The 13,213-nt window shown below is 61.0% G+C and carries 9 protein-coding genes and 2 pseudogenes; 5 read left to right on the forward strand and 6 right to left on the reverse strand.

Annotated elements, in window-relative coordinates:
- Positions 1 to 4 precede the first annotated feature (4 nt).
- The 3 genes from PX52LOC_RS08605 to PX52LOC_RS08615 all read right to left on the reverse strand — a co-directional run bounded on the left by PX52LOC_RS08605 (position 5) and on the right by PX52LOC_RS08615 (position 4,248).
- Positions 5 to 949, reverse strand: coding sequence for a hypothetical protein (locus PX52LOC_RS08605; protein WP_149109711.1), 945 nt, complete (start codon positions 947 to 949; stop codon positions 5 to 7).
- Positions 950 to 1,198: 249 nt separating this feature from the next.
- Positions 1,199 to 1,561 carry a hypothetical protein gene (locus PX52LOC_RS08610; RefSeq protein WP_149109712.1) on the reverse strand — a complete coding sequence of 121 codons (363 nt, stop codon included), beginning with the start codon at positions 1,559 to 1,561 and terminating at the stop codon, positions 1,199 to 1,201.
- Positions 1,562 to 1,653: 92 nt separating this feature from the next.
- On the reverse strand, positions 1,654 to 4,248 hold the full coding sequence (locus PX52LOC_RS08615) for a leucine-rich repeat domain-containing protein (RefSeq protein WP_168218871.1): 2,595 nt from the start codon (positions 4,246 to 4,248) through the stop codon (positions 1,654 to 1,656).
- Positions 4,249 to 4,333: 85 nt separating this feature from the next.
- Between PX52LOC_RS08615 and PX52LOC_RS08620 the strand changes: the two genes are divergently transcribed.
- The 4 genes from PX52LOC_RS08620 (at position 4,334) to PX52LOC_RS08635 (ending at position 7,877) form a co-directional block, all read left to right on the forward strand.
- Positions 4,334 to 5,465 (forward strand): IS3 family transposase gene (locus tag PX52LOC_RS08620; protein WP_390637529.1). Its coding sequence is split into 2 segments (ribosomal slippage): positions 4,334 to 4,615 and positions 4,617 to 5,465, totalling 1,131 coding nucleotides; the frame shifts between segments, so codons are not numbered across the junction.
- A gap of 508 nt (positions 5,466 to 5,973) precedes the next feature.
- Positions 5,974 to 6,654 (forward strand): division plane positioning ATPase MipZ, encoded by a 681-nt coding sequence (locus PX52LOC_RS08625; protein ID WP_149109714.1) that lies wholly within the window; start codon positions 5,974 to 5,976, stop codon positions 6,652 to 6,654.
- 9 nt (positions 6,655 to 6,663) lie between these two features.
- Positions 6,664 to 6,966 (forward strand): hypothetical protein, encoded by a 303-nt coding sequence (locus PX52LOC_RS08630; protein WP_149109715.1) that lies wholly within the window; start codon positions 6,664 to 6,666, stop codon positions 6,964 to 6,966.
- Positions 6,963 to 7,877, forward strand: a complete 915-nt coding sequence (locus PX52LOC_RS08635) for a replication protein RepA (RefSeq protein WP_149109716.1) — start codon at positions 6,963 to 6,965, stop codon at positions 7,875 to 7,877. The genes PX52LOC_RS08630 and PX52LOC_RS08635 overlap by 4 nt, the downstream gene beginning before the upstream one ends.
- Before the next feature lie 589 nt (positions 7,878 to 8,466).
- Here PX52LOC_RS08635 and PX52LOC_RS08640 read toward each other — a convergent pair.
- Positions 8,467 to 8,569 (reverse strand): annotated as a pseudogene (locus PX52LOC_RS08640) (IS630 family transposase); the annotation flags it as partial.
- A gap of 124 nt (positions 8,570 to 8,693) precedes the next feature.
- Here PX52LOC_RS08640 and PX52LOC_RS43270 point away from each other — a divergent pair.
- Positions 8,694 to 8,957, forward strand: a pseudogene (locus PX52LOC_RS43270) (transposase); the annotation flags it as partial.
- Positions 8,958 to 9,039: 82 nt separating this feature from the next.
- Here the strand turns inward: PX52LOC_RS43270 and PX52LOC_RS08650 are convergent.
- Together PX52LOC_RS08650 and PX52LOC_RS08655 are read right to left on the reverse strand one after the other, a co-directional pair.
- Positions 9,040 to 9,888: an SLATT domain-containing protein gene (locus PX52LOC_RS08650; RefSeq protein WP_149109717.1), complete on the reverse strand. Its 849-nt coding sequence runs from the start codon at positions 9,886 to 9,888 to the stop codon at positions 9,040 to 9,042.
- A 76-nt stretch (positions 9,889 to 9,964) separates the two neighbouring features.
- The gene (locus tag PX52LOC_RS08655; protein WP_149109718.1) at positions 9,965 to 13,006 is read right to left on the reverse strand and encodes an HD domain-containing protein; all 3,042 of its coding nucleotides are present in this window, start codon (positions 13,004 to 13,006) and stop codon (positions 9,965 to 9,967) included.
- Positions 13,007 to 13,213 lie beyond the last annotated feature (207 nt).

Genomic DNA, 13,213 nt, shown 5'->3' on the forward strand with positions numbered 1-13,213 from the left:
CTGCCTACGCGGGCGGGGTTCCCTCCGGCGATTGTCCTCCGGCCGGTTTGCGCTTCGTACGGCGTTCGCGGGCGGGTGGGACGGCATACCCGGCCGCCGTGGCGCGGGCCGCCAAGACTTGGCGGACCGTTAAGAAGGTTCGCCGGACAGACCTCACGGCGGCGGCGAATGCCGCGCCGCCCTCGGGAATCGGCTTCCCGTGGCCGTCGGTGACGAGCGTGCGGACGGCCGCGGGGTAGGCGGCCTTGACGCCGTGCCGGACGCGGTGGGCCTGCACCGCGTCGAAGATTTGCACCTCCCGCGGGTCGAGGGCGGCGCGCGCCTGGTCCAGGATGTCCGCGAGTTCGGCCGCCGTCGCCGCCTCGTCCGGCCGCGGCCCGCCGTCTACCTTCTCCGCGGGGACGGGGCCGCCCGACACGAACATCTTCGGGCGGTCCTTCGCGTCTTCACCCGATTGCTTGGGGCGGCCGTGGCCGACCTTGGGGTTCAGTCTCTTGTACGACCGCGAGCCGTACTTCCGGGCGGTCACCGCCAACACTTGCTCGATCCGGACTTGGAGGTCCGGCACCGTTTGCACGTCGCCCGAATTGACCATGCGAACCAGCGCGGCCATCGCCGCCTCGAACGCCACCGGGAGGTAGTCGGCGAGGAGCGACAGGTTCCGGCGGGTCCACGCCGTCCCGAGGTACCCGGCCCGGTCCCGGAGCAACAGGTCCGTCACCGTTTTGCCCTTGCGACAGTCGAGGGCCCGCGTCACCGGCTCGACCAGGGCGGGCGGGAACTCGCCGGGGAGGAACCGGCCCCGGTAGGACTGGTGCCCGCTTAGCGTCTCCGGGGCTCGGCCGCTGTCGCGGGGGGGCCCCGGTCGGCCCGAAATCGGGCTCGCGGCCGCGGGGGTCAACCCCGCGACCAACGTCCGCTTCGTCAGCGTCCACATCTTCGTTGCCATGCTCGATCTCCCCCAAGGGTCCGTGGATGGCTCCGGATCGCGCGACCCGGGGCTTGTGCCCCGCGCGAAAGCCGACTACCCTGGGAGTGCTGCCGCTTCCGAGGGGTTTCGGCCGTTCGGGGCTTCGGAGCAGGCCGCCCGGCAAGGCGGCCTGCTCTCGTTACATGCCCACACGTTACCGGATTCGATCCCCTTGAAAATCGTGTTCGGGCAGATTGAGACGGGTGTTCGGCGGCCCCGAACACCCCCTCACCGCCGACGGCCGGCCTGGTGAGCGGCTTGGTCCTCAAAACCGCGGACCAACTGCGCGGTGTGCTTCGCGCCCGTCGCGACGCCGTACGCCTGGTAGAACTCGGTCAAGTCTTTCAAGCACTCGGACCGGCTCATGCCGGCCCCCTTTTGCCGATTGGCTGAACGTCCGGCGGCGTGGTCGAACGCTGAGCGGGCGAGGAGCCGTTCCAGGTACACGATGGTGTCGAGGAAGAAGGTTGGATCGGAACCTGCGTCGGCGAACCGCCGCCCGCCCTCGGCGTCGAACCGGTCGGGGTGGGCGCGGCGGAGGGCCGCGACGTCGATGCGGTCGCTGGGGAAGCGGATGGACGCGTAGTCCACGGTTTCGGAAGGGGAGGGCATTCGGACGGGCGGACAGGAGTTGGCTACGCTTGAACTTGCCCGAACCGATGCCCGATGTCAACCGTTGCTTCTCATACGAACTCGTCCAACGGTTCCGGCCAGTGGGGCAACTTGCCTTCGGCCTGGAGGAATGCCCGGGTGGCCTTCCACGCCCGCCGGCCGTCGTCCGTCAGTACGGCGGGTACCCCGCCCGGCGATCCGTCGTTCTCGCCTCGGTCGAGCAAGGTAACCTGTTTCACCCGGAAGTACTGCGTAAAGACTTTGGTTTCGAGCACTCCGACGTATTTCCAGAGCGTCGACTTGTGAAACCCGTGAAGGTCTTCCGGGCACTGGCTTGCGCTTAATTCTTCTAGGTATCCGAAGACCTTGTTGACCGACTTGTAACGCTTCCCCAAGAGTCCGCACCCGATCAGATAGAAGCCGAGGAGTTCGCAGAGGTGACGGTGGGCGACTCCCAATCGCACCAAACCGCCCTCCTCCGGGGGCGGGCGTTCCGGCTTCAGCCGCTCCTCCGGCTTCCCGCCCCCCGGTCGTTCCGGGGCGACCGCGTTCGGCCCCCGATCGTCCCACACGACCCGCAGAGGTTGGCCGCAAGGAACCTTCGCCAACATTTTCACGAGCGTTTCCAGCAGTTTCGCCGCGTCGCCGTCGCGGGCCTCCAGACGGATGGCGTTTCCCTGCGTGCGGACGAGGGCTTCACTCTTTGTGGCGGCGTCGCGGAGCCAACACCCGTACCGCCAGTACTCGGCGCGGTCGCCCGCGACCCGGCCGATGCTCGATAGGAACCCGCGGGCGATGCCGTCGTGCAACACGGTGTACGGGACGGTCACGCCCGCGTCCGGCGGCCGTGGCCACCAGGCGTACTGCGTTAACGGGCCGTCCTCCCACCGCGGAAGGAGGTCCGGGGCAATGTACAGCCCGTCGTAGGGATACGAGGCTTGCCCCTCGGGGTCCGCCCGGAAGCAAATGCCGCACTGTTCCATAAAACTCAGGTACGTCCGCTGATCGGTCTGAGACTCTTCCTCCTTCGGCCAGAAGAAGCGTTCCAAGTCGCTCCGGCGGAACCTCCTCCTCTTGTCGGAGACCTCCTGCCGGAACGCTTCCCCCTTCGTGCGGTCGAAGATGGCGTACACTTTCTCCAACACCCACGCTTGATCGACAACGATCCGGTCGCCGAAAATGCCGTCCCGATAGAACACGACCCCCATTTGGTGCAAGGCGTCACGGAGGACGACGGCGTTCGCCTCGCACCCGTGCCGTTTGCAGATGGTTTGGAACTCCTCCTGGGTGAGGGTGGGTTGTTTTTTCTTGCCCGGACGGACCCGGACGGCGTCCCGGACCTTGACCCAACTTGCCGGCAACGGCGGTTGGGGGTGGTCCCGGAGCAACTTCTCGACGGCACATTTCAGGGTGAACAGGAAGTGATCCAACCCGTAGGGGGCTTTGGAGCTCGCGCGGATGATCCTCGACACCTGGGGGAACTGGCGGGCGGGCGGGGCGGCGTTCGGTTCTTCCCACGCGGGGGCCTCGTCGTCCCGGCTTTGGACGAGCAGCACGGGGCTGTGAACGGTCCCGGAGGAGCCGGCTTCCTGCCGTAGGTAGGCGAACCAGTACGACAGCCGCCGGTTCTGCATCTCGAACCCGCCCTCGCGGACGATCTCATCGTTCTCGGTCGTGTGCGAGAAGAGGAGGGCGTAGACGGCCGGCTCGCGCAGGAACAGGGCGTGGGTGCTGTGATAGATGTCCTGCCCGCCGAAGTCCCAAATGCCGAGCCGAACCGGGTGGGGCAGTCCCCAGTCCTTGTGGGGCGTGCGGTACGTGGTGATCTGGACGCCGTGCGTGGAGCGAAGCTTTTCCCGTTCGATCCCGTCAAACGTTTTGCCCTGGAGCCGCCGCACAAAGTAGCTTTTGCCGGCCCCCCCGTTGCCCAGAACGAAGAGCCTGATCTCGGCGTCCGGCTTTGCATCGGGGCCGCAGGCGTCGAGATACTGGCGGACCGATTCCAGGCAGTTGTCAGAACTACGTTCGCCACAGACCGACGGGTGCACGTCGTGGAAGCGTGTGCCATAGAGATAAAGGTTTTTCAACTCCGGCAAGGTGTCATGCAATCGACCGAACGACGTTGCACCAGTTGAATTGAGACGGAGTGTCGTGAGGCGGGGGAGCTTCGCCAGCGGCCCCAGGTCCGATACCCTATCGCAATTACTCAGGTCCAGCGTGGTGAGGCGGGCGAGGTTCGCCAGCGGCCCCAGGTCCGACACCCCATAGCAACTACTCAGGTTCAGCGTGGTGAGGCGGGCGAGGTTCGCCAGCGGCCCCAGGTCCGATACCCTATCGCAATTACTCAGGTCCAGCGTGGTGAGGCGGGCGAGGTTCGCCAGCGGTCCCAGGTCCGACACCCTTTCGCCGACATGAAGGTCCAGCGTGGTGAGGCGGGCGAGGTTCGCCAGCGGCCCCAGGTCCGATACCCTATCGCAGTAACGAAAGTCCAGCGTGGTGAGGCGGGCGAGGTTCGCCAGCGGCCCCAGGTCCGACACCCCATAGCAACCACCGAGGTTCAGTTCGGTGAGGCGGTCGAGTTTCGCGAGTGGCCCCAGGTCCGACACCCTATAGCAACTATTTAGGTTCAGTTCGGCGAGGCAGGCGAGCTTCGCCAGCGGTCCCACGTCCGATACCTGTGTGCAGCCACTATAGTGGACCCCGAAACTGAGACCGCCAGGTAAGCTACTCTGGCGGCCCTCGGAGGTGGTCCTGATGACGGCGAAGCGGAAGACCCACACGGCGGCGTTCAAAGCCCAGGTCGCTCTGGCCGCGGTGAAGGGCGACAAGACGGTCAACGAGTTGGCCGCCCACTTCGGCGTCCACCCGACCCTCATCCACGGGTGGAAGAAGCAACTCCTGGCCGGGGCCGAGGCCGTGTTCGCCGCCGGAGCGAAGGCGGTCGCCCCCGGCGACGACCAGACACCCGCGCTGTACGAGCAGATCGGCCGGCTCAAGGTCGAGCTCGACTGGGTGAAAAAAAAAGCTGCGACGTTCGGTTGACGACCTGCGGCCGCTGATCGACCCCGGGCACGCCGACCTGAGCGTCCGTCGGCAGTGCCAACTGGTCGGGCTCGGCCGGGCCACGTACTACCGGGGGCCGGCCGAGGAGTCGGCCGACAACCTGGCCCTCATGCGGCGGATCGACGAGCAGTACACGGCCTGCCCGTTCTACGGCAGCCGGCGGATCGCCCGGTGGCTGGCCCGCAACGGCCACCCGGCGAACCGCAAGCGGGTCCAGCGGTTGCTCCGGGTCATGGGCCTGGAAGCCATCCACCCGAAGCCGAAGCTGTCGGCCGGGCGGGGCCACCCGGTGTACCCGTACCTCCTCCGCGGCGTGCCGATCGACCGCGTCGGGCAGGTGTGGAGTGCCGACATTACATACCTGCCGCTGCCCGGCGGGTTCATGTACTTGGCCGCCACCATCGACTGGTACAGCCGGTACGTGGTGGCCTGGCGGTTGTCGAACACGCTCGACGGGGCGTTCTGCCGGGACATGCTGGACGAGGCGTTGGCGGCCGGCACCCCGGAGGTGTTCAACACCGATCAAGGGGTGCAGTTCACGGCCGGGGCGTGGGTCGAGCGGGTGGAGGCGGCCGGGGCGCGGGTGAGCATGGACGGCCGGGGGCGGTGCCTGGACAACGTGTTCGTCGAGCGGCTGTGGCGGACGGTGAAGTACGAGGACGTGTTCCTGCGGGGATACGAGACGGTGACCGAGTTGGAGCGGGGGTTGAAGGCGTACTTCACCTTCTACAACGAGGCCCGCTTGCACCAGTCACTGGGGTACAAGACCCCGGCCGAGGTGTACCGGGCCGGACGGTCAAAAGAGCCGGCGAAGGAGTAGCTTAAATTCGTCGGTTTTTGGTCTCGCAAATGGGGTCCACTATATAGTTTGCCATCCGCTGTCGTCCGGCTTGAGGACATTGCTCCTGGCCAGTCAGCCAGATGACTCGGACAATCGCACGAATCATCAAGTCATATGCGAGCGAAGCACAAAAGTTGTCAGACGTCTTCCCTTAGCTCCGCTAAGGACGAATTTCGCGGCGAAATCGCCGTCAGCCAGCCTGCTGGCCGGCCAGCAGGGCATCATGAAAGCAAGCCGATAAGCTGCCATGTCTACATGGCGGAGGGCTTACAGCCTGACGGGATGGAAAGCTGACTTGCAAGTTTGACAGCATCCAAGACCGCAAGCAAGTTGGCCAGCACGATGACAGGATGACTGGCCATCCCACCGACGAGCCAGCCCGTCGGCAAGCTGGCCGTGTGACATGCAAGCCACACGGCCGGACAACTTGCCAGCCGGTCGCACATCTTGCTTGCCAGCATGGGAGAGGTGCGCTAAGGTTCGGCCCATGATTATCGTCCTCGCCAACTCCAAGGGCGGCGTCGGCAAGACGTCCATCTCCGTCCACCTCGCCACGTGGCTCGCCGAGCAGGGCCATTCCGTGGTTCTCGCCGATTGCGACGCCCAACAGTCGTCGAGCGAATGGCTCGCCGAGGCCGCGCCGGAGATTCGCACCGTCCGCCTCGCCGACCCGTCGGCCATTCTCGATTCGCTGCCGCAACTCGACCAGGAGGCCGACTTCGTCGTGGCCGACGGCCCCGGCAGCAACACCGAGACGAGCCGGGCGTTGTTGCTCCGCGCCGACCTCGCCCTCGTGCCGTGCAAGGCGTCGATGCTCGAGGTCCGGGCGTTGGCCCAGGCGACCGCCGTGCTCCGGCAGTCCCAGGACATCCGGCAGGGCCGGCCCGAGGCGGTCATCGTGCTGAGCATGGTCGGCAAAACCTACCGGCTCACCCAGGACATGAAGGACGCGGCCGCCGCACTTGGCTTGCCACTGACGAAAGCGGCCCTCACGCTCAAGCAGATCTACGCCGACGCGCCGGGGCAGGGGACGGTCGTCTGGCGGATGGGGGCGCGGGGCCGGGACGCCGCCCAGGAGATCGAGTCGCTGTTCCGCGAAGTGCTGCCGCACGCCATTCGACCGAAGAAATTGCGGCCACTGGCGGTCCTGAAATCATTTAGGAAATAGGAGGGAACCATGACCGAACGCCGTCCACTCGTCGAAGGGCTCAAGCCCGTCAGTCCGCTGGTCGATCCGTCCGTCGAGAAACAATTCGTGTTCGGCGGCACCGCGAAACCCGAAGTCGTCGCTGCCGTCGAGAGGGCGGCGCCGCCCGTCGTCCGCGCCCCGTTCACGACGCGCATCCGGGCCGACTTCGCGGCCGCGGTGAAGCGGGCCAGCCTGGAGCGGCAGCTCAGCGGCATTACGCCGAACACCCTGCAAGAGATTCTCGAGGAGGCGTTGGAGCCGTGGCTGCGGGCCCATGGCTACGTCCCGTGACGGACGCCCCGTTGCACTTGCAACTCACGCCGACGCAACGCAAGCGGCTCGACGCCGCCACCGAAATCCGGACGAATCGACCGGACCGGATCGACTTCTTGCACACGGTCCAGTGCCAGTGCGGCATCCCGTACAACAACCCCGGCGACGGCGTCCGCGAGTGGGAGCGGCGGCAAGGGATGGCCACACTCCGGATCGAGGCCGGGTCGGCCTACGACCCGGCGACCGGCGACTTCGTGCCCCGCGGCCTGCCGTTCGGCGAAAAGCCGCGGCTAGTGCTCATCCACCTCGCAACGGAGGCGATCCGGTCCGGGTCGCCGGTGATCGACGTCGAGGACTCGATGACCGCGTTCGCGAGGGCGTTGAGGCTCGCCACCAACGGGCCGCACCTGCTCAGCCTCAAGGACCAACTCTCGCGGCTGGCGTGTGCGACCGTCCGCATGGGCATGGTCGAGGGCGGTCGGGCGGTGCAGGTGAACACGCAGATCGTCACCGCCATGGACCTGTGGTACCCGATCGAGCCGGGCCAGCGTATGCTCTGGCCGTCCACCGTCCGTTTGAGCGCCGAGTACTTCGCGAGCCTGGAGCGGCACGCCGTCCCGCTCGACCGTCGGGCGGTCGGGGCGTTATCGGGATCGGCCTTGGCATTGGATGTGTACACGTGGCTAGCGCAGCGGCTGCACCGGGTGCCAAGCGGCAAGCCGCAGTTCGTGCCGTGGGCCGGGGTGTACGACCAGTTCGGCCAGGGGTACGCCCGCGTCCGCGACTTCCGGCGGCGGTTCCTCGACACCCTCCGCCAGGTCCAAGCGGTCTACCCGCAGGCGAAGCTGTCCGCCGACGAGCAGGGGATGACCCTGGAACACAGCCCACCCCCGGTAGCCGGTCGGTCGGACCGATTGTTGCTCGGCTGAAGGCGGCAAAACCAAAATCGCATTGGGAAGCTATTAGAAGCAGGGAAGCGTGTCGGGTGCGGAGGTGGTAGCCGCGGCCCTCGTTTCGCTTCTATACGGGCCGTTTCCAGGGCACGCACGAAGGGAGGGACGTGGCATCTCGCCTCACTTCCCCCTGAATGCCACATGAAAGTCGATTCACCCCGAGGCGGCGAAGTTATCCCCGGTATCCCCGGAAAAGCGGCGATCAGCTAAAGGAAGAGTTATAGGTCTCTATAGGGTTGAGCGACCAAGTGTACGTTGGAACGGCCCGGAAACCCGCGGGGCGGGGCGACCAACTGTACGTGGACACCGCGACCAACTGTTCGGGGGTATCTTTTGAGGCGCGACCAACTGTACGTGGATATCGACATCGTCAGCCGGCAGATGCGGCCAAGAGAGCCGAGCGCACCGCTTGACCCGAATACCGCCACGCTAGAGCATATCGCCTTTCATAGTAGCGGCTAGTAGCCGCAGTGACGGAGGTAGTTTCGGCAGTGGCGGCGGGTGAACCAGTCGGGGCACTCGCCGAACGCATCCTCGACCGCGGCGATCGTCCGCAGTTCCCGGCGGCGGAGTTCTGCCTTGATCTTCGCGAACGCCATCTCGATCGGGTTCAGGTCCGGCGAGTACGACGAAAGGAACCGGAGGCGGGCACCGGTCCCTCGATCGCGGACGGCACGCTCATCGAGAGCTTCGCATCGACCAAGAGCTTCCAGGCGAAAGGACGCGGCCGGCACCGGGCCGACGGACGCCAACGGCTTCAAGACGTTCACCCCCGAACTCGATCCCGCGGTCTTGAACCGCCTCCGCGACTACGCCGCCCTTTTCGCCCCGGCCTTCCCGCGAGCCAAGCCGGCCCAGTGGGCGGGCGTGTATCTGCACGGCTTGCTGACCGTTGGCGACCGCAAGAGCGTCGAGCCCCTGTCCCGGCAGGTCGCCCTCCCGGACGGGTTGGCCGTCCGCGATCCCGAGCAAGGGTTGCAGCAGTTCGTCAGCCAGAGCCCGTGGGACGAACGGCCATGCCCTGAACGGCATACGTCTCAAACATCAACCTCCTTCCGCTGCGGGTCGTATGGCCGGCCTGACCTCGTCTGAAGACCATCAATTTGAAGGAGAGCAGTCCGCTCCTTGGCCAAACGTGTTAGCGAAGCGTCAGAGCCACTTCGGTCACGCCGGGGCCGTTGACGACGACCGCGGCCTCGTCGCGGGCGGGCTGGCCACCTACTGAGCCTTCAGCCACGAACGTGTGCGTGCCGGCACTCACCAGCAGCGCCTTCCGTGTGCCGGACGCGGACTGGGAGGCACCACCGTCCACAGAGACCGTCCATTGGGCGACCGAGCCACCTGCGAGCGTAACGTTGACCGCGCACGGACCGGCGGAAGTTTCAGCTTTGGCACGCGAAGCCGCGTCGAGCTTCAAGATTGCGGCTTTGAATTCCGTCGCCCACTCGGCCGTCTCGACTTCCACCACCTGCTGCGTGTCCAGCAGCGCCTTCTTCAGGCGGATGAGCGCGGCCTGGATCTGCTCGGGGGTTGGCTGGCCCGCCGCCCAAGCGGCCCGTAACGTCTCCCAGTCAAACTCGAACTCGTACACCAGCCTGGCAATGTTCTGCTGGGCGATCAGGTACCGGACCCAGCCGGAGGTGAAACCGAAAAAGTAGTCGAGGCCGACGAAGAACGCCGCCCAGGCGAGCAAAACTGTAGCCCACGCCGCGTTGAAGTTCGGCTTGCCGTCAGTGACGAGAATGGTTGCTAGGACCGGCAAGACACCGGCGATCGCAGCAAGTATCATGGCGCCCAGACGGATGGCCTGGCCGATACGTCGTTTAAGACTTCGTTTCCTTATGTACCAAGCTGCCGAAAGTTTGATTTCGGTCACGACATATGCCCTCAATTTTCCGAGTGCCTCGGCGGATGCATTCGCCCAATCGATGGCGGGGAAGTCATGAGGCTGAATGTCCGGTATGAGTTGGAAGAGTTTGAATTGCATGGTGGCAACTGGGAGTTGGTATTAGTCGATCACTATGATGCGCCCATCAATAAAGTCTCAGAAATCCTGATATCAATTATTCATCATGAGTACTAAGTTGATAAACGTTCCAGTCTGTGATTTCTGCGGCACGTAAGAATGATGCCATTTCATCAGGCGACCATTTATCTATTCGGCTACGGTTTGCCAGTTCATCTATAGCATGAGAGATTGTTTCGCCAATTTTACGAGAACGACTTCGATTGCGCAGGCAAGCATCTAGGCTTACAAAGGCATAATACAATGCATCGTAGCTGCTCTTGGTTCTTGTCTCGGAGTAAACTTTTGCTATGCCAGACATGTACTTGACGATAGGTGATACTGGATTCAGCAAAAGGAGCCCCCAGACTGAAACCCCAAGGTCGCCTCCAAGGCCAACAAACTGAGTATCGCCCAGGTCAAGTCGAATTGACCCCCTTCCTCTGTGGCCACGGTCGTCGTCTACATTGTAAAAAAAATCGGTCACGATAAGACGAATATCATCCCACACTAGCCACTTCCCAGTAGCACTTGATCCGATCCATTGCATATCAATGCGACATGAATTTTTGTCCACAATAATTTTACCAAGCTGCCGCTCGGAGAGGGCTTGTATCTCGAAATATGTCAACTTGCGCCTTACACATAGTAGAGGCCCCGGCGGCTTCAATGGCGGCCCAAGTACCGGGATTTGAGCCAATTGACTTAATGACAAATCCCCTCGGGCTGCGCATATTACAGATTCTGCCCATGTGCCCACATTGGATATGCTCGTCCACAGCTCGCTGTATTTTCTTGAGCCCTGTATCGAGATCGGCTTTCGAACGGCGTTGATTTCAACAACCAGCAGTTCGAGCGTCTCTAGGGCCATTCGTTTAGCTTGCGTCTGCAGATGCCCCCTGGGCTTTGAATTTACTATTGGAGTAGCAACGCTTCGTGCGATAGGCACAGCGGCAGAAACAGGTTGCCCGGCTTCAATCAGGGCGTTCAATTGCTCGTGTACATGCGACACAAAAACCGAGAAAATGCTCCTTAAGACATCTTCAAGCTCTTTGGTGTGCTCAAATCCATCTCGTGCAACGGTGGTCTTTGGCGAGCCTCGCCCAGAAATGTTGCCGGCACTTTCTATTACGTTGACTCCAAAGCCAGGTGTTCCATCTTCAACGAAAATTCCTTCAACAGCTATGCACGAGTAACTCTCGTGTGAGGCGGCACTCTCCCAGAAGGACCATATATTTAGCGAGTGACTGTACTTGACACCAAAGGCAAGAGAAAGGGGGCCATTTTTTTTCTCCCTGATCTCAATCTTTGCATCAGTTGGCTCATTCAATTTGTGATCATGCAGCATCCGTTGTAGATAATCAGATGGGCTATGGTGACCAATTGCAACAGGCTCATGCCTATCGATGTAAACACTTACAATTAGATTGTTTCCCGGAAATCGAACCCACTTCTTTACGGACGCAAGCACATTGTCCAATTCTGCACTTGGACGAAGCTTTACAATAACTCGGGTGCCATGCGGCCCTAGCGATTTTGCAACTTCAGGGGATGCCTTGTCGATTAGCCGAATTAGATATCGACCATGGACAGATCTTAATGATAACTGCCTGGCCCAGCCATCGTCAGCATGGACAGTAAATACTTCAACGTCGTCCGAAACCATAAATGTCGATAGAATGCCAATTCCAAATCTGCTAATTGGAGCAAAAGCTGGATAATTTTTTTTAAATTTTTCCTCTTGATAAAGAGAAACGCCTACATTTAAAAAATGTCGCTCAATCACCTCCTGTGTCATCCCGATGCCATTGTCTTCAATTACTAATGATTTTGTAACACTATCCCAGAAGATTTTAACTTCTCCTGAAGTGGGTATATTATGTCTATCTCGATGAACCATTTGCTGAAGGCGTACAGCGTCCAATGCGTTTTGCACCAATTCTCGAATGACAACGTTTGTGTCGTTGTAAAGAGTGTGCCCTACCAACAAGTCCAAAATTCTTTTCTGATCTAGCTGGAACGCAAAGGCTTGCGGCAAAAAATTTTCAGCCTCAATAGCGCGATCGTCAACTCGCCTCCACGGAAAATCCACAATGACCTGTTCGCGAGATCGAGCCAGGCTGGCCCATTGGTGACATTTTTCGAGTTCCGCTTGCGCATAACGAAGATATGAAGTCAGACCGAAGAAGCCGGTGGGTTCCGAAAAAAACGCATGCACCTCAATTGAATCTCTGGCATCTTCTTCGCCAGGAGAAACAGGTAGAGGGGCAACCCTTCGGACAGCCTGTTGCTTAGCCCACTCCTGCTGGCTGATTGGATCTGATGGATTGATTAACTTGAATACAATTGATGGGGTTCTATCACGTGTAATATGAAGCAAATCTGTAGCTCGCAACACTATGGCACAGTATTGCACGTTGCACATTTCAAGATTACTCGATCCATATGCACGCCGCGGTTTATATTTCTGAAGATCGTATAGATCGTCGAGGTGATGACTGGCGCATATCAGTCCTAAATCTCGACGAAATTGACGGTCAAGAGGATTTAGCAAGGAGGAAATAGCTGACACTGCACTTGTAGATGCGCCAAGTTGATTCGAACTAGAGCCCATGACCCAGCTCCGCGATCTTTCTGCGTGATTTTGACGCACGAATTCTTGGTAGAGAAACCTGTCTTCATCCCCAGGCCCTAACGATGACACGCGCGCGCGGTAATCGATTCCGTATGTTCCACTAAAAAGCTCATGCCGAAACTGTGTGAAAGATGATTCTTCGCGTAGCTCAAATTCTTCTTTTGTCACTAGTAGCCCTATGTCGTGAAAATAAATCCCTAAAACTATCATTAGCCAGTCTGTCGGAGTGAGTGCTTTTTTAGACGCTTCAGGTATTAGCCAATCAATAATCTTTAACATGGAATCAATGTGCGAAATGTCATGAAGTGTAAATTCATCAAAAATTCCATGCCTCCCAATTAAGCCTAGGATTTCAGCAACTCCCCGTTTCACGTGCAGAAGATTAAGTCCCGAGAATGCAACTAAAGATTCTGCTGCAAGGGCTTGCGACTCAGCATAACTAGATATCGAGACATTTGTTGCCATGTCTTCCCGCCTTTTTTTGCATGGTGGCCCAGGGCGAGCGATGGCGGCTGCACCAGGCTCTATTATCAAACAACAGGGTATCTAACAAGTCACTCGGACGGGTTGACGTTCCCTGTACTTTCTGCGTAACGACTTACACCTTGTGCAATAAGTAGCCGGTCGTCGCCTACTGATCCGGAGTTAACCAAGGCTATTGGCTCGACTGCT

The sequence above is a fragment of the Limnoglobus roseus genome (assembly GCF_008254045.1).
Classification (GTDB): Bacteria; Planctomycetota; Planctomycetia; order Gemmatales; family Gemmataceae; genus Limnoglobus; species Limnoglobus roseus.